We start from the raw sequence: 19,900 nt of genomic DNA, 5'->3' as shown, positions 1-19,900 counted from the left end.
CCGGCGGCGGAACTGGACGCTCGGAATCGGCCTTATCGGCCGATCAGGGTGGCCGGCTGGCACCAAGCTATCACCACCGATGGGCGGCAACCACGCCAGCCCCGTCACAAACCCGTCACGTTGGGAGCGCTTCACCATGACCACGGCCCGTATGGATTTCACCGTGCGCCTCGTGCGCGGCGAGCGTGAACTGCACGAGGTGTGCGCCGTGCGTGCGCATTCCTACGGTCACCATGTGCCCGAGCTGCAGGCCGCGCTGCAGACGCCCGATGCCACCGACCGCCTGCCCGGCACGGTGGTGCTGGTGGCGCGTGACAAGGCCAGCGGCCGCGCCATCGGCACCGCGCGCATCCAGCGCAACCATCCGCGGCCGCTGGCGCTGGAGGCCAGCGTCGTGCTGCCCGAGCCGGTGGCGCGCCAGACGCGGGCCGAGATCACGCGCCTGGCCATCGTGCCGGGGGCCGACCCGCTGGTGCGGCCGATGCTGGTGAAGGCCTGCTACCTGTACGCCGTGGCGGCGCAGATCCGCTGGCTGGTGATCGGCGCGCGCAGCGATTCGCTGATCCGCATCTACCGCCGCCTGGGCTTTGCCGACCTGCTGCCGGGCGCCGAGCGGGTGCCGCTGGCCCATGCCGGCGGCCTGCCGCATGCGGTGCTGGCCTTCGACGTGGTGGCGGCCGAGCGCACCTGGCATGCGTTGCAGCACAACCTCTACCCGTTCATGGTGGAGACCTGGCACCCCGATCTGCAACTGGTGGCCGACCAGCCGGTGGCCGACCTGCCGGTGCCGCAGGCACAGCCGGCCTGAGCCGGCCTGAGCTGGACGCCGCTGGCGGGGCGCTCAGCCCGCGCCGGCGCGCCGGGCCATCGCGTCGCGCATGGCCTGGGCCAGTTGCTCGGGCGTGAAGGGCTTGCCCACCACCTCGTCCATGCCGCAGTCGAAGCAGGCTCGGCGCTCGGCGTCGGTGGTGGTGGCGGTGAGCGCCAGGATCGGGATGCGCGGCAGGCCCAGCACGCGCTCCTGGCGGCGGATCTCGGCCGTGGCGCTCAGGCCGTCCATCAGCGGCATGCGGCAGTCCATCAGCACCAGGTCGGGCCGGTCGGTCTCGCGCAGCGCGTGGCCCACGGCCTGCTTGCCGTCGGTGACGCGCTCGCTGCGCACGCCCAGGCCGTCGAGGAAGGCGTGCACGATCAGCGCATTGACCTCGTCGTCCTCGGCCACCAGCACGCGGCGCGGCAGGCGGGTGTGGATCTCGGCGCCGGCCGACGCGGCGTCGTCGGGCCGCGCCGGCGGCAGCAGCGGCTCGACCGTGAAGCGCGAGCCGCGGCCCGGCAGGCTGCTCACCTCGATGTCGCTGCGCATCGCGTTGGCGATCTCGCGGGCGATGGTCAGGCCCAGGCCCACACCCTCGGTGGGCGGCGCCTGGCGGCCTTCCTGGCCCTGCTGGAAGGCCTGGAAGATGCGCGCCTGCGCGTCCTGCTCGATGCCCTGGCCGGTGTCGATGACGCTCAGGCGCACGCGGTCGGGCGTGGCCGAGGGCCCGGCCTCCAGCGTGATGGCACCCTGCTCGGTGAACTTCACCGCATTGCCCAGCAGGTTGTTGAGCACCTGGCGCAGCCGCGCCGGGTCGCCGCGCACCCACTGCGGCCGCGTGAAGCCCAGGCGCAGCGTGAACTTCAGGCCCTTGTCGGCAGCGCGCAGCGCGAACACGTCGCCCACCTGGTCGAGCAGGGCGGCCAGGTCGAAGGCGTCCTCGCGCAGCACGAAATGGCCGGCACCGATGCTCGAGACCTCCAGCAGGTCGTTGATCAGCGCCAGCAGGTGGGTGCCCGAATCCTCGACCAGCTCCAGCCGGTGGATGGTGGCCGGATCGCTGGCCTCCAGGTGGATCAGCCGGGTCAGGCCCAGCATGCCGTGCAGCGGCGTGCGCAACTCGTGGCTCACCTTGGCCAGGAAGCGGTCGCGCTCGGCGCTGCGGTCCTCGGCCAGCTTCAGCGCGTCTTCCTTCTGGCGCAGCAGGATGGCCGCGTGCAGGCGCAGCAGCATGCCGCCGGTGAGCTGGCGCGAGGTGGCGTAGGCGGTGCTCAGCAGCAGGCCGGCCAGGATCAGCTGGCCCGGCGCGCCGAACCAGCCCACCTCGTCGTGGCGCAGCGCCAGGCCCAGCGCCATCGGCAGCAGCATCGGCAGCGTGTAGGCGGCGGTGGCGCCCAGGCGCACCTGCAGGCCGAAGGTGGCCACGCAGCTCACGCCGTCCAGCGCCGCGGTGGCCAGCGCAGCCACCGGCACCGGCTGGTGGGCCAGCTGCCAGCCGGCCAGGCCCCACAGCCCGCCATCGAGGGCCAGCAGGCCCAAAATGCCCCAGGACCAGCGCCCCGACACGAAGCCCGGGTGGGGCTGTGCCCGCAGCTGCCGCGTGTAGGCCTGCGCATGGCCCAGGCGTGCCGCGGCCACCAGCACCTTGGCGCCCAGCCAGGCGTTCAGCCAGGGATCGGGCAGCGTGCCGCGCAGGTGCCACACCAGCAGCGCGGCAAACAGCGTGGCCGCCACCGTGCCCACGCGGGTGTGCAGCAGCACCATGCGCAACTGCTCGTGCGTGATCTGCGCGCGCTGGCCATCGGTCAGCGTCAGCCCGAGGTCTCGGGCCGCGCGGTCGAGCGCGGGCTGGATCGGCCAACGGTTACGGGGGGTCAGACACGGCTCCCGGCAATGGCGGCGGTGGTTGACAGCACCTGGCCCGGGGGACGGCGCGCGGGCTGTGGCCGGGCCAGTATCGCCCAGAATGCACGGCATCGCGTCCCCGGCCACCGGGCTGCGGCGGTGCGCCGGACCGGCCGGTGCTTGCCATCCACCGGGCTGGGGAGATTCCCTGGGCGGCCCGTGCGGGGGTCGGGCGGGTGGCATCATCGCCCGCTCGCACTCACCGCACCCTGCGCAAGGCCCCACGAGGGCGCTGCGCACCTGCCGCCACAACCCATGGACGCACTCACCAATCCGCTGCTGATCACCGGCGACGACGCCCTCGCGCTGCCTGCCTTCGACCGCATCCAGGCCGCGCACTTCGGCCCCGCCTTCGAGCGCGCGATGGCGCTGCATCGCGCCGACATCGCCGCCATCACGGCGCAGGCCGCGCCGCCCGACTTCGACAACACCGTGGCCGCGTTCGACCGCGCCGGCGCGTTGCTGGCGCGCGTGGAGGCGGTGTTCCACAACCTGTCTGCCTCGGCCACCACGCCCGAGCTGCAGGCCCAGCAGCGCGCCCTGGCCGCCCCGCTGGCCGCGCACTGGAGCGCGGTGCTGCAAGACCCGGCGCTGTACGCGCGCCTGGCCGCCGTGCATGCCCGCCGCGCCGAGGCCGGCCTGAGCCCTGAGCAGCAGCGCCTGTGCGAGCGGCTGATGCGCGACTTCGAGCGCGCCGGTGCCGGCCTGCCCGAACCGGCGCGCGCCGAGTTCGCCACGCTGGCCCAGCGCCATGCCGAGCTGACCACGCGCTTCGCCCAGAACGTGCTGCACGACGAGGCCGCCTACACGCTGGCGCTGCCTGACGAGGCGGCGATGGCCGGCCTGCCCGAGTTCGTGCGCGCCGCCGCCCGCCAGGCCGCGGCCGAGCGCGGGCTGGACGTGCCGGTGATCACGCTGTCGCGCTCGCTGATCGTGCCTTTCCTGAGCTTCTCGCGGCGGCGCGACCTGCGCGAGGCCGCCTGGCGCGCCTGGGTCAGCCGCGGCGAGCACGACGGCGAGCATGACAACCGCGCGCTGGTGCGCGACATCCTGGCGCTGCGCCGGCGCCAGGCGGCGCTGATGGGCGCGGCCTGCTATGCCGACTTCAAGCTTGCCGACACCATGGCGCAGACGCGCCAGCGCGTGTGGGCCCTGCTCGACGAGGTGTGGCAGCGCGCGCTGCCGGCGCTGGGGCGCGAGCGCGACCTGCTGCGCACGGCCATGGCCGAGGCCGGGGTCGACCACCCGCTGCAGGCCTGGGACTGGCGCTTCTGGGCCGAGCGTGTGCGTCAGCAGCACTACGCGCTGGACGAGGCCCAGCTCAAGCCCTATTTCGCGCTGCCCAACATGGTGGCAGCGGCCTTCGAGTGCGCACAGCGCCTGTTCGGCATCGTGCTGCGGCGCCGTACCGACCTGCAGGCCTACCACCCCGATGTCGACGTGTACGAGGTGCTGCCCGAGGCGGGCGGTGCGCCGCTGGGTCTGTTCCTGCACGACAACTTCTCGCGTCCGAGCAAGCGCAGCGGCGCCTGGATGAGCACGCTGGCCGTGCAGCACCGCAATGCCGATGCCGCCGGCCGCGCCGTGCCGCCCGTCGTGCTGAACAACAACAACTTCGCCAAGGCGGCGCCGGGCCAGCCCACGCTGCTGTCGCCCGACGACGTGCGCACGCTGTTCCACGAGTTCGGCCACGGCCTGCACGGCCTGCTGTCGGACGTGGGCTACCGGCGCCTGTCGGGCACGCATGTGCTGCGTGACTTCGTCGAGCTGCCCTCGCAGCTGATGGAACACTGGGGCGTCGAGCGCGAGGTGCTGCGCAAGCATGCCCGCCACTGGCAGACCGGCGAGCCGCTGCCCGAGGCGCTGATCGACCGGCTGGAGGCGGCGCGCCGCTTCGGCCAGGGCTACGAGACCGTGCGTTACACCGCCAGCGCCATCGTCGACCTGGCCGCGCACGAGGCGGCCGAGCCGATCGACGACATCGTGGCCTTCGAGCAGCAGGTGATGGCCGCGCGCGGCCTGCCGGCCGACACCGGCATGAACCACCGGCTGCCGCACTTCCAACACCTGTTCTCGGGCGACAGCTATGCCGCCGGCTACTACGTGTACCTGTGGGCCGAGGTGCTGGAGGCCGATGCCTTCGACGCCTTCACCGAGGCCGGCAGCGCCTTCGACGCCGCCACCGCCGCGCGCCTGAAGGCCTGCATCTTCAGCCGTGGCGACAGCGTGGAGCCGGGTGCCGCGTTCCGCGCCTTCCGCGGCCGCGACGCGGTGATCGAGCCGATGCTGCGCGAGCGTGGGCTGATCTGAGCGATCAGCTGGCCGGTGTTGGCGGCGCCGGCCCGAACAGCGTGTCCAGCGCCTGCAGGAAGGCCACCATGTCCAGCGGCTTGGTCCAGTAGCCGTCGAAGCCGGCGGCCTGGGCGCGGCGGATGTCCTCGGGCATGGCATTGGCCGACAGCGCGATGCAGCGCAGCCCGGCGGTCGCCGGGTCGGCACGCAGCGCCTGCAGCACGGCATGGCCGTCCATGTCGGGCAGGTGGATGTCCAGCAGCACCAGCTGCGGCAGGTGCTCGCGCGCGGCGGCCAGGCCGCTGGCGCCGTCGGCCGCGCTCAGGAAGACCAGGTCGGGCCGGCGTGCCATCAGCTCCTGCACGATCAGCACATTGACCTCGTTGTCCTCGATGTAGAGCAGGCGCCCGTTGCCGCCGCGTGCCGGCGGCAGCGCATCGCCCTCGGTGGGCGGCTGATGCTGGCGCGCTGGGGCCTGGCTGAGCGGCAGCCGCACCTCGAAGCTGCTGCCTTCGCCCAGGCGGCTGTGCACGCGCACCTCGCCGCCCATCTGCTGCACCGCGCTCTTCACGATGGCCAGGCCGATGCCGGTGCCGGCGATGCCGTCGCGCTCAGCGCCCAGGCGGTTGAAGGGCTCGAACAGGCGCGCGATCTGCGCCTCGCTGAGGCCGCGGCCGGTGTCGTGCACGGTGATCACCAGGTGCTCGTGCGAGACACGCGTGCGCACCGTCACGCGGCCGCCGGCGCGGTTGTACTTGATGGCGTTGCTCAGCAGGTTCAGCAGCACCTGGCGCAGGCGCACCGGGTCGGCGCGCACCCAGCCGTCCAACGTGTCCAGGTGCAGGCCCACGTCACGCTCGCGGGCGTTCAGCTCCACCAGCGGCAGTGTGCTGCGCACCAGCGGGGCCACCTCCACCGGCTGTAACTGCTGCGGCAACTCGCCCGACTGAAGGCTGGACAGATCGAGCACGTCGTCGATCAGCGCCAGCAAGTGCCGGCCCGAGGTCTGCACCTGCTCGACGCGCCGGCGCCAGACGGCCGGATCGCCATCCACGCCGTCGTGCAGCAGCAGCTGGGCAAAGCCCAGCACCGCGTTCAGCGGCGTGCGCAACTCGTGGCTGATGCGCGCCAGCAGGCGTGACTTGGCCTGGCTCTCGCGCTGGGCCAGCAGGCGGTCCTGGCGCGCCTCGCCGGCCAGGCGGGCATCGGTGATGTCCCAGTTGATGCCGATGCGGCGCACCGGGCGGCCCAGTTCGTCGCGCACGGCGGTCGAGCGCGAGGCCAGCCAGCGCACGCTGCCGTCGGGCCACACCACGCGGAACTCATGGTGCGAGGGCCGGTCCTGGGCCAGCGCGCCCAGCAGTTCGGCCTGGTTGTGGTCGCGGTCGGCCGGGTGCAGCCAGGCCTGCCACTCTTCGCGCATCACCGGGCCCGGCCGTGGCGGCAGGCCGCGCAGGCGGAACATCTGCGCATCCCACCAGCACTGCTCGCCACGCTCGTCGACCTCCCAGGTGCCGATGCCCGCGCCGCGCGCAGCCAGGGCCGCGCGCTCGCCGGCCTCGCGCAGCCGGGCTTCAGCGGCGTGGCGCTCGGTGACGTCGAGCATCACGCCGTACAGCCGGCGCTGGCCGTCCAGGCCGGTGTCGATGGCGCTGCGCGTGGCCAGGCGGCGCACGCTGCCGTCCGGGCGCATCACGCGCAGGTCCATGTCCAGACGGCCCTCGCGCCGCGCCATCAGCGTGGCGAAGCCTTCGCGCACGGCCTGGCGGTCGTCGGGGTGCACATGCTGGCGTACGTAGTCGTCGAAGTCGGGCGCCAGCGCATCGCCGGGCAGGTCGTGCAGCAGGTGCATCTGCGCATCCCAGTGCACGCGGCCGGGCGCCGGGGCGCCCGGCGTGGCGCTCCACACCCCCACGCCGGCGGCCATGGTGGCCAGTTCCAGCCGGCGGGTCAGCGCCAGCATGCGCTGCTGCTCGTCGAAGTGCGCGGTGTGGTCCTGCACGATGCCGGTCAGGCCCAGCAGGCGGCCGTGGCCGTCACGCCAGGGCAGGCGGCGCAGCAGCAGGCGGCGCCACTGGCCATCACCGGCATACAGGCGCAGCACCAGATCCAGCGGCGTGCCGCGGCGCAGCGCGGCGCGGTCGGCCAGGCCGGGGGGCGCCAGGCGTGCGCGGTCGTCGGGGTGCACGCGGTCCAGCCATTGCGCCAGCGTCAGCCCCGGGTCTTGCGGCGGCAGGCCCAGCAGCGCCCAGCCGGCGGCGTTGGCGTTCAGGCGGTCGCCGCCGCGCGGCCAGCGCCAGATCGCCAGATCGGCCAGGCCCGCGGCCATGCGCAAGGTGTCGGGATCGGTGTCGATGGCGGACGGGGCGGCGTGCATCGTGGCGGGGTGCAGCCGGTGGGAGGCGGCAACTGCAGTCTAAGGGGGTGGCGCGTGATCGCGTGCTTCAGGCTTGCCCGCAGTCGGGGCTGGCCTGGTTGCAGCCGCCCCTGCCGCACAATGGCCGGCTGATCCGATCGACCCACCTGGCCGCTGGTGCGCCACCGGCGGTGCCGTGCCATGACCCTGCCGCCGCCCCTGACCGCCCTGACCGCCCTCGACGCCCAACTGGCCGGCAGCGGCTATGCCGTGCTGGATGCGGCCTCGCTGGCGCGCCATGCGGCGGTGGACGCGGCCGCTCTGGCCGCCTGGGCGCCCACCTGGAACGATCTGCCGCCCGACAACTACCTGAAGGACGGCGGCCGCTACCGCCGCCGCCGCCACGGCTGCTTCACGGTGGCGGCCGACGGCCAGGTGCAGGCCATGCCGCACCGCGCCCACTGGCAGCCGGTGGAATACAACGCGCTGCACGGCGGCATCGAGCGTTGGTTCGAGCCGATGGTGCCGGCCATGAGCGACAGCCCGGCCTGGCCCCGGCTGCTGGCGGCGCTGGCCCGCACGGCCGCGACGCTGCGCGGCGACCCGGCGGCCGCGTGGTTCGTCGAGGCCCACCCCTTCCGCATCGACACCACCGACGGCATCGGCCGGCCCACGCCCGAGGGCGCACACCGCGACGGCGTGGATCTGGTGGTGGTGATCCTGGTGGCGCGCCACGGCATCAAGGGCGGCGAGACGCGTGTGTTCGACGCGCGCGGCCCGCAGGGCATGCGCTTCACGCTGACCGAGCCCTGGAGCGTGCTGCTGCTCGACGACGAACGCGTGATCCACGAATCCACACCGATCCAGCCGCTGGACGCCCAGGCCGGCGGCTACCGCGACACGCTGGTGCTGACCTACCGCCGCGGCGGCTTCCAGGGCCCGGCGCAGGCATGACGCCGGCCGGCCGCACCTGGATCGGGGTGGACTGGGGCACCACGCACCGGCGTGCCTGGTGCTTCGTCGACGGCGTGCTGCGTGGCCGCGCCGATGACGACCAGGGTCTGCTGAAGGCCGCGCCGCATTTCGCCGACGCCCTGGCCGCGCTGCGCCAGCGCCTGGCGGCGCCGGACGACGCCACCGTGGTGATGGCCGGCATGGTGGGCAGCGCCAGCGGCTGGCAGGAGGTGCCGTACCTGGACGCCGGCCGGCCGCTCGCCGACTGGGCGCAGGCCCTGGTGCCGGTGGCCGGGGCGCCGGGCTGCTACATCGTGCCGGGCTGCCGCTGGCGCGAGGACGGTGAGGGCGCCGCCAGCGGCGCGGTGGACGTGATGCGCGGCGAGGAGACGCAGTTGCTGGGCGCCTGGCGCCTGGCCCCGCGCGACGGCTGGACCGTGCTGCCCGGCACCCACAGCAAGTGGGTGCGCCTGCAGGGCGGGGCGGTGCAGCGCCTGCACACCTACCTGAGCGGCGAACTGCATGCGCTGCTGTCGGGCGGCGGCACGCTGGCCCCGCTGCTGCGCGCGGCGGCTGACACCGATCCGCTGGCCCGGCCCGAGGTCTTTGCGCTGGGTGTGCAGGCCGCCGGCCAGGCTGCGCTCAGCCGTGCGCTGTTCGGGCTGCGTGCGCGCGTGGTCACCGGGGCGCTCGATGCCGCGGCCTCGGGTGCCTACCTCAGCGGCCTGCTGCTGGGTGCCGAGTGGCACGAGGCGGCGGCCTGGAGCCCCGCCGACGAGGCGCCGGTGCAACTGATCGGCAGCCCGGCGCTGTGCCGGCTGCATGCCCGCTGTGCCGAGTTGCTGGGCCGGCGCACCGTCACGCTCGACATCGAGGCGGTGCAGATGGCGGCCTGGCAGGCGCTGGGCGCGGCCGACGCTCGTCCTTGAACCTTCTTTCGCCGCTTCGGCTCGAGCCCATGACCACCTCTGCCCCGGACTCCCTGCAACGCCCCGCCTGGCCGCCTGCGCCGCCACTGGTGGCCATCCTGCGCGGCCTGCCCCCGGCCGATGCGCCGGCCGTTGGCCGGGCGCTGTTCGATGCGGGCTTCCGCACACTGGAGGTGCCGCTCAACCGCCCCGGCGCGCTGGACAGCCTGGCCATCCTGGCTCGTCTGGCACCGGCCGACGCGCTGGTGGGGGCCGGCACGGTGCTGAGTACCGCCCAGGTCGATGCCGTGGTCGCCGCGGGTGGCCGGCTGATCGTGATGCCGCATGCGGATGTGGCCGTGATCGCCCATGCCCACGCGCACCCGGCCGGGCTGCGCGTGGCGCCGGGCGTGTTCACGGCCACCGAAGCCTTTGCGGCGCTGGCCGCCGGGGCCGATGCCCTGAAGCTGTTTCCGGCCGAGGTGCTGCAGCCGGCGGGCCTGAAGGCCTTGCGCGCGGTGCTGCCGGCCGACGTGCCGCTGTGGCCGGTGGGCGGCGTGTCGCCTGACAACCTGGCGGCCTGGCGCGCGGCCGGGGCCACCGGCGCGGGCCTGGGCTCGGCGCTGTACCCCGAGGGGGCGCCGGCGGCCGAGGTGGCGCGGCGTGCCGCGGCCTACATGGCCGCCTGGCAGGGCTGATCACCGCGAAAAGGCGGTGCCCCAAAGCGCAAAGCCCACCGCCAGGGTGGGCTTCGATCAGCAGGGATGAACCGGGGCCGCGCACAGCGGCCGGTGCATCACTTCAGCTTGATTTCCTTGAACAGGACGTGCTTGCGCGCCTTCGGGTCGAACTTCATGAATTCAAGCTTCTCGGGCGTGGTCTTCTTGTTCTTGTTGGTGGTGTAGAAGAAGCCGGTACCCGCGGTGGATTCCAGCTTGATCTTTTCGCGTCCGCCTTTGGTGGCCATGGTGTGCTCCGGGTGTGCGTGAGGTTAGCGAACGGCGATCACAGCTCGCCGCGGGCGCGCAGATCGGCGACGACGGTGTCGATGCCCACCTTGTCGATCAGGCGCAGCGCCGCGTTGGTGATGCGCAGGCGCACCCAGCGGTTCTCGCTCTCGACCCAGAAGCGGCGGTACTGCAGATTGGGCAGCCAGCGACGCTTGGTCTTGTTGTTGGCGTGGGAAACATTGTGACCCACCATCGGGCCCTTGCCCGTGACTTGACAGACGCGTGCCATGACGCTTCTCCAGACTCTGAATGACTGTTGCAGGCACGGCAACCAGAGCAGGGGATGTGGGATCGGTTGGTACCGGTGTCCCGCGTCGCCTGGTGGCTGCCCTTCGAATTGCGTTCTAAGCCGGCTTGCCCGACGCACTGGAAATCCCAACACTGGAAAACCAATGCTTCGCGCCGGCCGAATTCGGCAAAGACAATGATTATAGCCTGAAATCGCCCGACGGGCTAGCAGGCACTGCTGGCGCGACGCGGGCCGAGTGCCGGGCCGCCCCAAACCGGCCCGCACCCGCCCTGCGGGTGGTCGCCGTACCCGGCGGCCGGGTGCTGAAGATTCAGGCTTGCTGTTCGAGGAAGCGCTGTGCGTCCAGCGCGGCCATGCAACCCGTGCCGGCCGAGGTGATGGCCTGGCGGTAGACATGGTCCTGCACGTCGCCGGCGGCGAAGATGCCGGGCACGCTGGTCATCGTGGCGAAGCCGTTCAGGCCCGAGCGCGTGACCAGGTAGCCGTCCTTCATCTCCAGCTGGCCCTGGAAGATCTCGGTGTTGGGCTGGTGGCCGATGGCGATGAAGCAGCCCTTGAGCGGGATGTCCTCGGTGGCCTCGCCCTCGGTGGCCTTCAGGCGCACGCCAGTCACGCCGGATGGGTCGCCCAGCACCTCGTCGAGCACGCGGTGGGTGTGCAGCACGATCTTGCCGGCCGCCACCTTCTCCATCAGCTTGTCGACCATGATCGGCTCGGCGCGGAACTTGTCGCGGCGGTGAACCAGGTGCACGGTGGCGGCGATGTTGGACAGGTACAGCGCTTCCTCGACCGCAGTGTTGCCGCCGCCGACCACCGCCACCACGTCGTTGCGGTAGAAGAAGCCGTCGCAGGTGGCGCAGGCCGAGACGCCACGGCCCATGAAGGCCTCTTCGCTGGGCAGGCCCAGGTACTTGGCCGAGGCGCCGGTGGCGATGATCAGCGCGTCGCAGGTGTAGCTGCCCGAATCACCGGTGAGCGTGAACGGGCGCTTCGAGAAGTCGACCGTATGGATGTGATCGAACACGATCTGCGTGTTGAAGCGCTCGGCATGCTTCTGGAAACGCTCCATCAACTCGGGGCCCTGCACGCCCATCACGTCGGCGGGCCAGTTGTCGACCTCGGTGGTGGTCATCAGCTGGCCGCCCTGGGCCAGGCCGGTGACCAGCAGCGGCTTCAGGTTGGCGCGGGCGGCGTAGATGGCGGCGGTGTAGCCGGCGGGGCCGGAGCCCAGGATCAACAGCTGGGCGTGGGTGGAGGTGGCGCTCATGGATGGACTCGGGTTGGGGCCGCCGGGATGGACGGCAGCGCAGCGGACTGCAGCAAGGCGCAAATTCTGTCACGCGGTCTTCCCCGACGTGGGTGAAGGCATTCAATCGGCACAATAGAGAAAACCGTACAGAAATGCGGTGGTTTGTCACCGTTGCTTCAGGTTACAGATCGCCGAAGACAAAAGCACACTGCCCGCACACGGTAGGAAGGGACAAACGATGTCGATGTTGAGCAACCTGGACCTGATCCGGCGCGTTCCGCTGTTCTCGATGCTGACCAACGACCAGGCGCAGGCGATTGCCGACAGCGTGGTCAAGCGGCGCTTCAGGCGTGGCGAACTGGTGGTGGAGCAGGGCCGCAAGAGCAATGCGCTGTTCATCCTGCTCAATGGCCGGGCGCGCGTGCTGACCGCCGACACCCGGGGCCGCGAGGTCATCCTGGCGGTGCTGGAGGCCGGCGACTATGTGGGCGAGATGAGCCTGATCGACAACGAGGCCCACTCGGCCACGGTGCGCTGCGAGGTGCAGACCGACATGCTGATCCTGGGCCGCGCCGACTTCCAGCGCTGCCTGCCCGAGCATTCGTCGCTGAGCTACTCCATCCTGCGCGGCCTGGTGCGCCGCCTGCGCCATGCCGACCGGCAGATCGAGTCGCTGGCGCTGCTGGATGTGTATGGCCGCGTGGCGCGCACGCTGCTGGAGATGGCCGAAGACGTGAACGGCGTCAAGATCATCCGCAGCAAGGTCTCGCGCCAGGACATGGCCAAGGTGGTGGGCGCCTCGCGCGAGATGGTCAGCCGGGTCATGAAGGACCTGGAAGAGCGCGGCGTCATCGAGACGCAGGAAAACGGCTCTGTGATCATCAAGGAACGCGCCACGCAAGAGTGACCCAGGCCATGCGCCACAATCTGGCGCATGACCTATCCGCTCGGTTCCCTGCGCGGCGACGGCGCGGCCGGATTGGCCACGCAGCGTCCCGCTGACGGGGGCGCCCCCATCTCGCGCCTGCGGGCGCAGTTCGCCTTGCTGGGCGGTGGCCTGCTGTGGCTGCTGGCGCTGCTGGCGCTAGCCACGCACAACACGGGCGACCCGGGTTTCTCGACCTCGGGCAGCGGCGGCGCCATCGCCAACCGCGCCGGTCTGCTGGGCGCCTGGTTCTCCGATCTGAGCCTGTTCGTCTTCGGCTACTCGGCGTGGTGGCTGATGCTGGCCAGCGCGCGCGCCTGGCTGGCCACGCTGGCGCGCTGGCTGCGTGGCGAGGCCGGCGCCGATGCCACGGCGCGCCCCGAGTGGATGGTGTGGCTGGGCGTGGCCCTGCTGATGCTGGGCAGCTGCGGCCTGGAATGGACGCGGCTGTATCGCCTGGACGGCGTGCTGCCCGGCGGCCAGGCCGGCGGCGTGCTGGGCGCGGTGGTGGGCCAGCTGTCGATGAAGTGGCTGGGCTTCGCCGGCTCGGGCGTGCTGTGGATCGCCCTCGGCGTGGTGGGGGCGGCGCTGGCGCTGCAGTTCTCGTGGGCGCGGGCGGCCGACCGGCTGGGCGGCTGGATCGAGGGCCTGTGGCAGCGCCGCGAGCAGGCGCGCGAGCAGAAGGAAGACCTGCGCATCGCCGAGGTGATGACCCGCGAGCGGGAGATCGAGGTCGAGGTCGAGCGCGCCGAGATCGAGGACCACGTGCCCATCGTCATCGAGCCCGAGGTGGTGGAGGTGCCCAAGAGCGCGCGCGTGGCCAAGGAGCGCCAGCAGCCGCTGTTCCGCGAGCTCACCGACACCAAGCTGCCGCAGGTGGACCTGCTGGACAGCGCGCCGACGCGTCAGGATTCTGTGTCGGCCGAGTCGCTGGAGATGACCAGCCGGCTGATCGAGAAGAAGCTCAAGGACTTCGGCGTCGAGGTGCGCGTGGTGGCGGCCAGCCCCGGCCCTGTGATCACGCGCTACGAGATCGAGCCGGCCACCGGCGTCAAGGGCTCGCAGGTGGTGAACCTGGCCAAGGACCTGGCGCGCGCGCTGTCGCTGGTGAGCATCCGCGTGGTCGAGACCATTCCCGGCAAGAACACCATGGCGCTGGAACTGCCCAACGCCAAGCGGCAGATGATCCGCCTGGCCGAGATCCTGGGCAGCGAGGTCTACAACAGCGCGGCCAGCCAGCTGACCATGGGCCTGGGCAAGGACATCATCGGCGCGCCGGTGGTGGCCGATCTGGCCAAGATGCCGCACTGCCTGGTGGCCGGCACCACCGGCTCGGGCAAGTCGGTGGGCATCAACGCGATGATCCTCAGCCTGCTCTACAAGGCCGAGGCGCGCGACGTGCGCCTGATCCTGATCGACCCCAAGATGCTGGAGATGAGCGTCTACGAGGGCATCCCGCACCTGCTGTGCCCGGTGGTGACGGACATGAAGCAGGCCGCCAACGCGCTGAACTGGTGTGTGGGCGAGATGGAGCGGCGCTACAAGCTCATGTCCAAGATGGGCGTGCGCAACCTGGCCGGCTACAACAAGAAGATCGACGAGGCGGCGGCGCGCGAGGAGAAGATCCCCAATCCCTTCAGCTTGACGCCGGAGGAGCCCGAGCCGCTGGAGCGCCTGCCCTACACCGTGGTGGTCATCGACGAGCTGGCCGACCTGATGATGGTGGTGGGCAAGAAGATCGAGGAACTGATCGCCCGCCTGGCGCAGAAGGCGCGTGCCGCCGGCATCCACCTGATCCTGGCCACGCAGCGCCCCAGCGTGGACGTGATCACCGGCCTGATCAAGGCCAACATCCCCACGCGCCTGAGCTTCCAGGTCAGCAGCAAGATCGACAGCCGCACCATCCTCGACCAGATGGGCGCCGAGGCCCTGCTGGGCCAGGGCGACATGCTGTACCTGACGCCCGGCGGCGGCCTGCCGGTGCGCGTGCACGGCGCCTTTGTCAGCGACGACGAGGTGCACCGCGTGGTCGAGTACCTGAAGAGCCAGGGCGAGCCCAACTACATCGAGGGCATCTTGGAGGGCGGCGTGCTGGACGGTGACGGTGATGGCGGTGGTGGCGCAGGCGGCGCCGGCGGCGGGGATGGCGAGAGCGACCCGATGTACGACCAGGCGGTGGCCATCGTGCTGCAGAACAAGAAGGCCAGCATCTCGCTGGTGCAGCGCCACCTGCGCATCGGCTACAACCGCGCCGCGCGCCTGCTGGAACAAATGGAGAAATCCGGCCTCGTATCCAGCATGGCCACGAATGGCAACCGCGAACTGCTGGTGCCCAAGCGCGAAGAATGACCCCCTTGCTGAAGACCGGCGCCGCGGCGCTGCGAGCCCTGACGCTGCCCGCCGCGATGCTGTTTGCCGGCGCGGCGCAGGCCGATGCCGTGGACACGCTGCGCGAGTTCGTGCGCGACGTGAAGTCGGCCCGCGCGCAGTTCACGCAGACGGTGAGCTCGCCCGATGGCGCCAAGAAGAAGACCTCGTCGGGCAGCTTCGCCTTCCAGCGGCCCGACCGCTTCCGCTTCAGCTACGACAAGCCCTACCAGCAGCTGATCGTCGGCGATGGCGCCAAGGTGTGGCTGTTCGACGCCGACCTGAACCAGGTGAGCGTGCGCCCGGCCGAGAAGGCCGTCAGCGGCACGCCGGCGGCGCTGCTGGCCGGCGCCGGGCTGGAGCGCGACTTCACGCTCAAGGCCCAGCCGGCGGCCGATGGCATCGAGTGGGTGCTGGCCACGCCCAAGGCGGCCGAGGGCACCGTGAAGCAACTGCGTGTGGGCTTCAAGGGCCGCGAGCTGGCGGCGCTGGAGATCACCGACAGCTTCGGCCAGCGCTCGCTGCTGCAGTTCAGCGCCGTGCAGCAGGGCGTGGCGTTGCCGGCCGACACCTTCCGCTTCGAGCCGCCCAAGGGGGCGGAACTGATGCAGCAGTGATCTGCCGCGGGCGCGGCGTCAGAACTTGATGCGGCTGCCCAGCGTCCACTGCGTGGCACGCTGCGCGTCGAACTGGCGCGAATGGTTGAGGCTCAGGGCCAGCCGATCGTTGGGCCACAGCACGACACCGACCGAGATCCACGGACGGCTCTCGTCGTCGCCATAGACGTCGGCGGCCCAGCCCCAGGTGCCGCCTTCGGTCTCCATGCCCAGCGACCACACGGTGGTGCTGGAATGGTCACGCTGCGCGCGCTGCCAGCCGAGGTTGGCATGGCCGATCAGCGCGGCGCCCAGGCGCCGCGTGGCCACCAGTGTCAGGTGCGAGCTGCCGTGCTGCCAGCCTTCGCCGCTGAGGTGGTCGCTGGTGATGCCGTAGGCAATGCCCCAGCCGGTGCGTGTCTCGTCCGGGGCCACCAGCGTGGATTTGCCATGGAGGCCCAGCAGCGTGGCGCGCGGACCGCCGCCACCATGCTCGCGCGCGATCAGCAGGCCCAACTGGCCGTTCCAGGGGGTGCCGCAGGAGGCATAGGCCTGCTGCCCATGCAGGCGTGACTGGCCCAGCGCGGTGGTGCGCAGGAGCGCCATCTCGACCTGGCACTCACCCGAAGCGGGCGAGTCGGCTGTCTCGCTCACCAGGGGCAACTCGGCATGCACCGGGCCAATGGCGGCCAGTGTCAACGCCAGCGAGGCGAGGCCGGCGCGGAGCACGCCTGACCCGCCGTGCGTGTGGCGGCGGCGGTGGTACTGCGGACGCTGGCTGGGCATGTGCATGTTCCGCGGGCTGGGCGCCCGGTGGGCGCGTGGCTTGGCAAGGTGGGGCGACAGCGCCCCGGCGGGATGCATGCCGGCATGACCGGCGCAGCCAGCCGAGGGTGTGTGAGCGGAGGGCTCAGTGCGAGAAGTGGTCGGTCAGGCCCATCTCGGGGCTGCTCATCATCTGCTCGATGTCCAGCAGGATCAACATGCGTTCCACGTCGCCGGTCTTCACGGTGCCCAGGCCGGTGATGTAGCTGGCGTCGATGCTGCCGTGGAACTCGGGCGCGGGCTTGATCTGCTCGCCGCCCAGGTCCAGCACGTCGCTGACCGAGTCGACCACGATGCCCACGGTGCGCTGGGCCACGTTCAGGATGATGACCACGGTGAAGGCGTCGTAGCGCACCTCGTCGAGGGCGAAGCGCACGCGCATGTCGACGATGGGCACGATCACGCCGCGCAGGTTGACCACGCCTTTCATGAAGCTGGGCGCGTTGGCGATGCGGGTCGGCGACTCGTAGCCGCGGATTTCCTGCACCTTCAGGATGTCGATGCCGTATTCCTCGGCGCCCAGCTTGAACGACAGCACCTCGCGCGGCGCGCCCCGCACGGCGGCGGCCTGCGCGGCCTGGGAGACGGCTTGGTTTTCGATGGCGGTGGTGGCGCTCATGGCAAGTCCTCGCGGGCTGGGTGTGCCGGCGTTCGGCCGGCCTGGATAGAGTTGCCGGCATCATGGGCCGGCCACGCCGGCGCGAAGCGCTGAAAAGCGCCCCACGCACCGGCCTGTTCCTGCCCAGACCCGTGCCGCGGCCGGGCGCTGGCCGGCGCCGGGCCACTGCGACAATGCCGGCATGAGTCTTCCGCCGTCTGCCCATGCCTGACCTGTTCTCGGCCGAACCGGCACCGCCGCTGGCCGAGGCGCTGCGGCCCCGTACGCTGGACGAGGTGATCGGCCAGCGCCACCTGCTGGGCGAGGGCAAGCCGCTGCGCCTGGCCTTCCAGTCGGGCAAGCCGCACTCGATGATCTTCTGGGGCCCGCCGGGCGTGGGCAAGACCACGCTGGCGCGCCTGACCGCCCATGCCTTCGGCTGCGAGTTCATCGCGCTGTCGGCGGTGTTCTCGGGCGTCAAGGACATCCGTGCCGCGATGGAGCAGGCCGAGGCACACCTGGCGCATGGCAAGCCGACGATCCTGTTCGTCGACGAGATCCACCGTTTCAACAAGGCACAGCAGGACGCGCTGCTGCCGCATGTGGAATCGGGCCTGTTCACCTTCATCGGCGCCACCACCGAGAACCCGTCCTTCGAGGTCAACTCGGCGCTGCTGTCGCGCGCCCAGGTCTACGTGCTGAAGTCGCTGGGCGACGACGAACTGAAGCAGTTGCTGGCCCGCGCGCGCGCCACGGCCCTGGCGGATCTGGACTTCGACGAGGCCGCGGTCGACACGCTGGTGGGCTATGCCGACGGCGATGCCCGGCGTTTCCTGAACCTGCTGGAGCAGTGCCAGACGGCCGCCGGCGCCGCGCGCGTGAACCGCGTGACGGCGGAATTCGTCGGCAATGCGCTGAGCCTGAATGCACGCCGCTTCGACAAGGGCGGCGACAACTTCTACGACCAGATCTCGGCGCTGCACAAGTCGGTGCGCGGCTCGCACCCCGATGCCGCGCTGTACTGGCTGACCCGCATGCTCGACGGTGGCGCCGATCCGCGCTACCTGGCGCGGCGCATCGTGCGCATGGCCTGGGAAGACATCGGCCTGGCCGATCCGCGCGCGATGCAGATCGCCAACGACGCTGCGCTCACCTATGAGCGCCTGGGCAGCCCCGAGGGCGAACTGGCGCTGGGCCAGGCCGTGATCTACCTGGCCGTGGCGGCCAAGAGCAATGCCGGCTACAACGCCTACAACGCCGCGCGCGCCTTCGTGAAGCAGGACAAGAGCCGCGAGGTGCCCGTCCACCTGCGCAATGCGCCGACCCGGCTGATGAAGGAACTGGGCTACGGCCACGCCTACCGCTACGCCCACGACGAGCCGCATGCCTATGCGGCCGGCGAGACCTATCTGCCCGAGGGCATGCCCGAACCGCGCTGGTACCAGCCGGTGCCGCGCGGCCTGGAGGGCAAGATCGCCGAGAAGCTGGCCTTCCTGCGGCGGCTGGACGACGAGGCCGAGCCGCCGACCTGAACGGATGTCCGTTCGCACGGCCGCCGCAGCGGCCGGATTTCCGTTCGCCGCGCGTCGCCGGGGTGTGGTGGGCCGGTTGTCCAGCGGCCTTTGAGCAGCCATTTCAGGGCCCGGATGGCGTATGCGGGAAGCCCCTGAGAGCCGAGCCATCCTCGGTGGCCGGGCCCTGATTCCGAACAATGTTCGGCCGTGCGGGGGCAACTACCGGGCAATTGCCGGATACCCCCTGCCTACAATCCCGCCCAGCCTGGAGACGGCCCCCGATGCAGCCCGGCCGGCTTCTTGCTAATAACGACAAGACAACGATTTCCCCGGGTCGTCGGGTGGGGCACTCCGCCGCACCGCACCGGGCGGCCCTTCAGGAACGGAGACCCTCCGCGATGGACATCTTTTTGCAACAGATCATCAACGGTCTGGTGCTCGGGAGCATGTATGCGCTCGTGGCACTGGGCTACACGATGGTCTACGGGATCATCAACCTGATCAACTTCGCCCACGGCGAAGTGCTGATGGTCGGGGCCTTGACCAGCTGGACCGTGGTCATGGCGCTCAAGGATGCCGGTCTGCCCGGCTGGCTGCTGCTGATCATCTCGCTGGTGGCGGCCATCGTGGTGTGTGCGCTGCTGAACTTCGCGATCGAGAAGATCGCCTACCGGCCGCTGCGCAACGCACCCAAGCTGGCGCCGCTGATCACGGCCATGGGCATGAGCCTGCTGCTGCAGACCATCGCGATGATGATCTGGAAGCCCAGCACCAAGCCTTACCCGATCCTGCTGCCCAGCGAGCCCTTCTTCGTCGGCGGCGCGGTCATCAACACCACGCAGATCCTGATCCTGGCGGTCACCGCCATGGCGCTGGCCGGCCTGATGTACCTGGTCAACAAGACCAAGCTGGGCCGCGCGATGCGCGCCACGGCCGAGAACCCGCGCGTCGCCGCGCTGATGGGCGTCAAGCCCGACATGGTGATCTCGGCCACCTTCATCATCGGCGCCGCGCTGGCCGCGCTGGCCGGCGTGATGTACGCCGCCAACTACGGCACCGTGCAGCACACCATGGGCTTCCTGCCGGGCCTGAAGGCCTTCACTGCCGCGGTGTTCGGCGGCATCGGCAACCTGGCCGGTGCGGTGGTGGGCGGCATCCTGCTGGGCGTGATCGAGGCACTGGGCTCGGGCTACATCGGCGCCCTGACCGGCGGCGTGCTGGGTAGCCAGTACGCCGACATCTTCGCCTTCGCGGTGCTGATCCTGGTGCTCACCGTGCGGCCGCAGGGCCTGCTGGGCGAGCGCGTGGCCGACCGCGCCTGACCTGACGACGGAGCA

17 protein-coding genes are annotated in these 19,900 nt (G+C 71.2%); 10 read left to right on the top strand and 7 right to left on the bottom strand.

Annotation, left to right across the window (positions count from 1 at the left end; all coding sequences use genetic code 11):
* The first annotated feature begins 136 nt into the window (after nucleotides 1–136).
* On the top strand, nucleotides 137–808 hold the full coding sequence (locus AACH10_RS02265) for a hypothetical protein (protein ID WP_341408728.1): 672 nt from the start codon (nucleotides 137–139) through the stop codon (nucleotides 806–808).
* A 33-nt stretch (nucleotides 809–841) separates the two neighbouring features.
* On the opposite strand, the gene AACH10_RS02260 is transcribed toward AACH10_RS02265, so the two are convergent.
* Nucleotides 842–2,578: an ATP-binding protein gene (locus AACH10_RS02260; protein WP_341408727.1), complete on the bottom strand. Its 1,737-nt coding sequence runs from the start codon at nucleotides 2,576–2,578 to the stop codon at nucleotides 842–844.
* Nucleotides 2,579–2,974: 396 nt separating this feature from the next.
* On the opposite strand from AACH10_RS02260, the gene AACH10_RS02255 reads away from it, so the two are divergent.
* The gene (locus AACH10_RS02255) at nucleotides 2,975–5,029 is read left to right on the top strand and encodes a M3 family metallopeptidase (RefSeq protein ID WP_341408725.1); all 2,055 of its coding nucleotides are present in this window, start codon (nucleotides 2,975–2,977) and stop codon (nucleotides 5,027–5,029) included.
* Between the two features lie 4 nt (nucleotides 5,030–5,033).
* Here the strand turns inward: AACH10_RS02255 and AACH10_RS02250 are convergent, their stop codons facing one another.
* Nucleotides 5,034–7,388 carry a PAS domain-containing protein gene (locus AACH10_RS02250; protein WP_341408724.1) on the bottom strand — a complete coding sequence of 785 codons (2,355 nt, stop codon included), beginning with the start codon at nucleotides 7,386–7,388 and terminating at the stop codon, nucleotides 5,034–5,036.
* 180 nt (nucleotides 7,389–7,568) lie between these two features.
* Between AACH10_RS02250 and AACH10_RS02245 the strand changes: the two genes are divergently transcribed.
* The 3 genes from AACH10_RS02245 to AACH10_RS02235 are packed head-to-tail and all read left to right on the top strand — an operon-like array spanning nucleotide 7,569 to nucleotide 9,927.
* Nucleotides 7,569–8,321: a 2OG-Fe dioxygenase family protein gene (locus AACH10_RS02245; RefSeq protein ID WP_341408723.1), complete on the top strand. Its 753-nt coding sequence runs from the start codon at nucleotides 7,569–7,571 to the stop codon at nucleotides 8,319–8,321.
* Nucleotides 8,318–9,250 (top strand): 2-dehydro-3-deoxygalactonokinase, encoded by a 933-nt coding sequence (locus AACH10_RS02240; RefSeq protein ID WP_341408722.1) that lies wholly within the window; start codon nucleotides 8,318–8,320, stop codon nucleotides 9,248–9,250. The genes AACH10_RS02245 and AACH10_RS02240 overlap by 4 nt, the downstream gene beginning before the upstream one ends.
* Nucleotides 9,251–9,279: 29 nt before the next feature.
* Nucleotides 9,280–9,927, top strand: a complete 648-nt coding sequence (locus AACH10_RS02235) for a 2-dehydro-3-deoxy-6-phosphogalactonate aldolase (protein ID WP_341408721.1) — start codon at nucleotides 9,280–9,282, stop codon at nucleotides 9,925–9,927.
* Nucleotides 9,928–10,025: 98 nt separating this feature from the next.
* On the opposite strand, the gene rpmG is transcribed toward AACH10_RS02235, so the two are convergent.
* From rpmG to trxB, 3 genes are all read right to left on the bottom strand, one after another.
* Complete coding sequence (gene rpmG / locus AACH10_RS02230; RefSeq protein WP_341408720.1) at nucleotides 10,026–10,196, bottom strand: 50S ribosomal protein L33; 171 nt, start codon at nucleotides 10,194–10,196, stop codon at nucleotides 10,026–10,028.
* A 38-nt stretch (nucleotides 10,197–10,234) separates the two neighbouring features.
* Entirely contained in the window at nucleotides 10,235–10,468 is a 234-nt protein-coding gene (gene rpmB, locus AACH10_RS02225) for a 50S ribosomal protein L28 (RefSeq protein WP_341408719.1), read from the bottom strand.
* 331 nt (nucleotides 10,469–10,799) lie between these two features.
* Nucleotides 10,800–11,756 (bottom strand): thioredoxin-disulfide reductase, encoded by a 957-nt coding sequence (gene trxB, locus AACH10_RS02220; RefSeq protein ID WP_341408718.1) that lies wholly within the window; start codon nucleotides 11,754–11,756, stop codon nucleotides 10,800–10,802.
* 220 nt (nucleotides 11,757–11,976) lie between these two features.
* Here trxB and AACH10_RS02215 point away from each other — a divergent pair, with 220 nt between their 5' ends.
* Genes AACH10_RS02215 through lolA form a run of 3 tightly spaced genes read left to right on the top strand, consistent with a single transcriptional unit; the run spans nucleotide 11,977 to nucleotide 15,647 of the window.
* Nucleotides 11,977–12,645 (top strand): Crp/Fnr family transcriptional regulator, encoded by a 669-nt coding sequence (locus tag AACH10_RS02215; RefSeq protein WP_341408717.1) that lies wholly within the window; start codon nucleotides 11,977–11,979, stop codon nucleotides 12,643–12,645.
* Nucleotides 12,646–12,672: 27 nt separating this feature from the next.
* Nucleotides 12,673–15,012, top strand: a complete 2,340-nt coding sequence (locus tag AACH10_RS02210; RefSeq protein ID WP_341408716.1) for a DNA translocase FtsK — start codon at nucleotides 12,673–12,675, stop codon at nucleotides 15,010–15,012.
* Entirely contained in the window at nucleotides 15,009–15,647 is a 639-nt protein-coding gene (lolA, locus tag AACH10_RS02205) for an outer membrane lipoprotein periplasmic chaperone LolA (protein ID WP_423228544.1), read from the top strand. Before AACH10_RS02210 ends, lolA begins: the two co-directional genes overlap by 4 nt.
* A gap of 18 nt (nucleotides 15,648–15,665) precedes the next feature.
* Here lolA and AACH10_RS02200 read toward each other — a convergent pair whose 3' ends face one another.
* Nucleotides 15,666–16,412, bottom strand: a complete 747-nt coding sequence (locus AACH10_RS02200) for a hypothetical protein (RefSeq protein ID WP_341408715.1) — start codon at nucleotides 16,410–16,412, stop codon at nucleotides 15,666–15,668.
* Between the two features lie 124 nt (nucleotides 16,413–16,536).
* Nucleotides 16,537–17,070 carry a chemotaxis protein CheW gene (locus AACH10_RS02195; RefSeq protein WP_341408714.1) on the bottom strand — a complete coding sequence of 178 codons (534 nt, stop codon included), beginning with the start codon at nucleotides 17,068–17,070 and terminating at the stop codon, nucleotides 16,537–16,539.
* 203 nt (nucleotides 17,071–17,273) lie between these two features.
* On the opposite strand from AACH10_RS02195, the gene AACH10_RS02190 reads away from it, so the two are divergent.
* Nucleotides 17,274–18,581: a replication-associated recombination protein A gene (locus AACH10_RS02190; protein WP_341408713.1), complete on the top strand. Its 1,308-nt coding sequence runs from the start codon at nucleotides 17,274–17,276 to the stop codon at nucleotides 18,579–18,581.
* Nucleotides 18,582–18,961: 380 nt separating this feature from the next.
* On the top strand, nucleotides 18,962–19,885 hold the full coding sequence (locus AACH10_RS02185; RefSeq protein ID WP_341408712.1) for a branched-chain amino acid ABC transporter permease: 924 nt from the start codon (nucleotides 18,962–18,964) through the stop codon (nucleotides 19,883–19,885).
* Nucleotides 19,886–19,900: the final 15 nt, after the last annotated feature.

This window comes from Pseudaquabacterium inlustre, assembly GCF_038066595.1.
In the GTDB taxonomy this organism is placed as follows: Bacteria; Pseudomonadota; Gammaproteobacteria; order Burkholderiales; family Burkholderiaceae_C; genus Pseudaquabacterium; species Pseudaquabacterium inlustre.
Note: the sequence above shows the minus strand (reverse complement) of the source record. Positions and strands in the feature narration are given on the sequence as shown.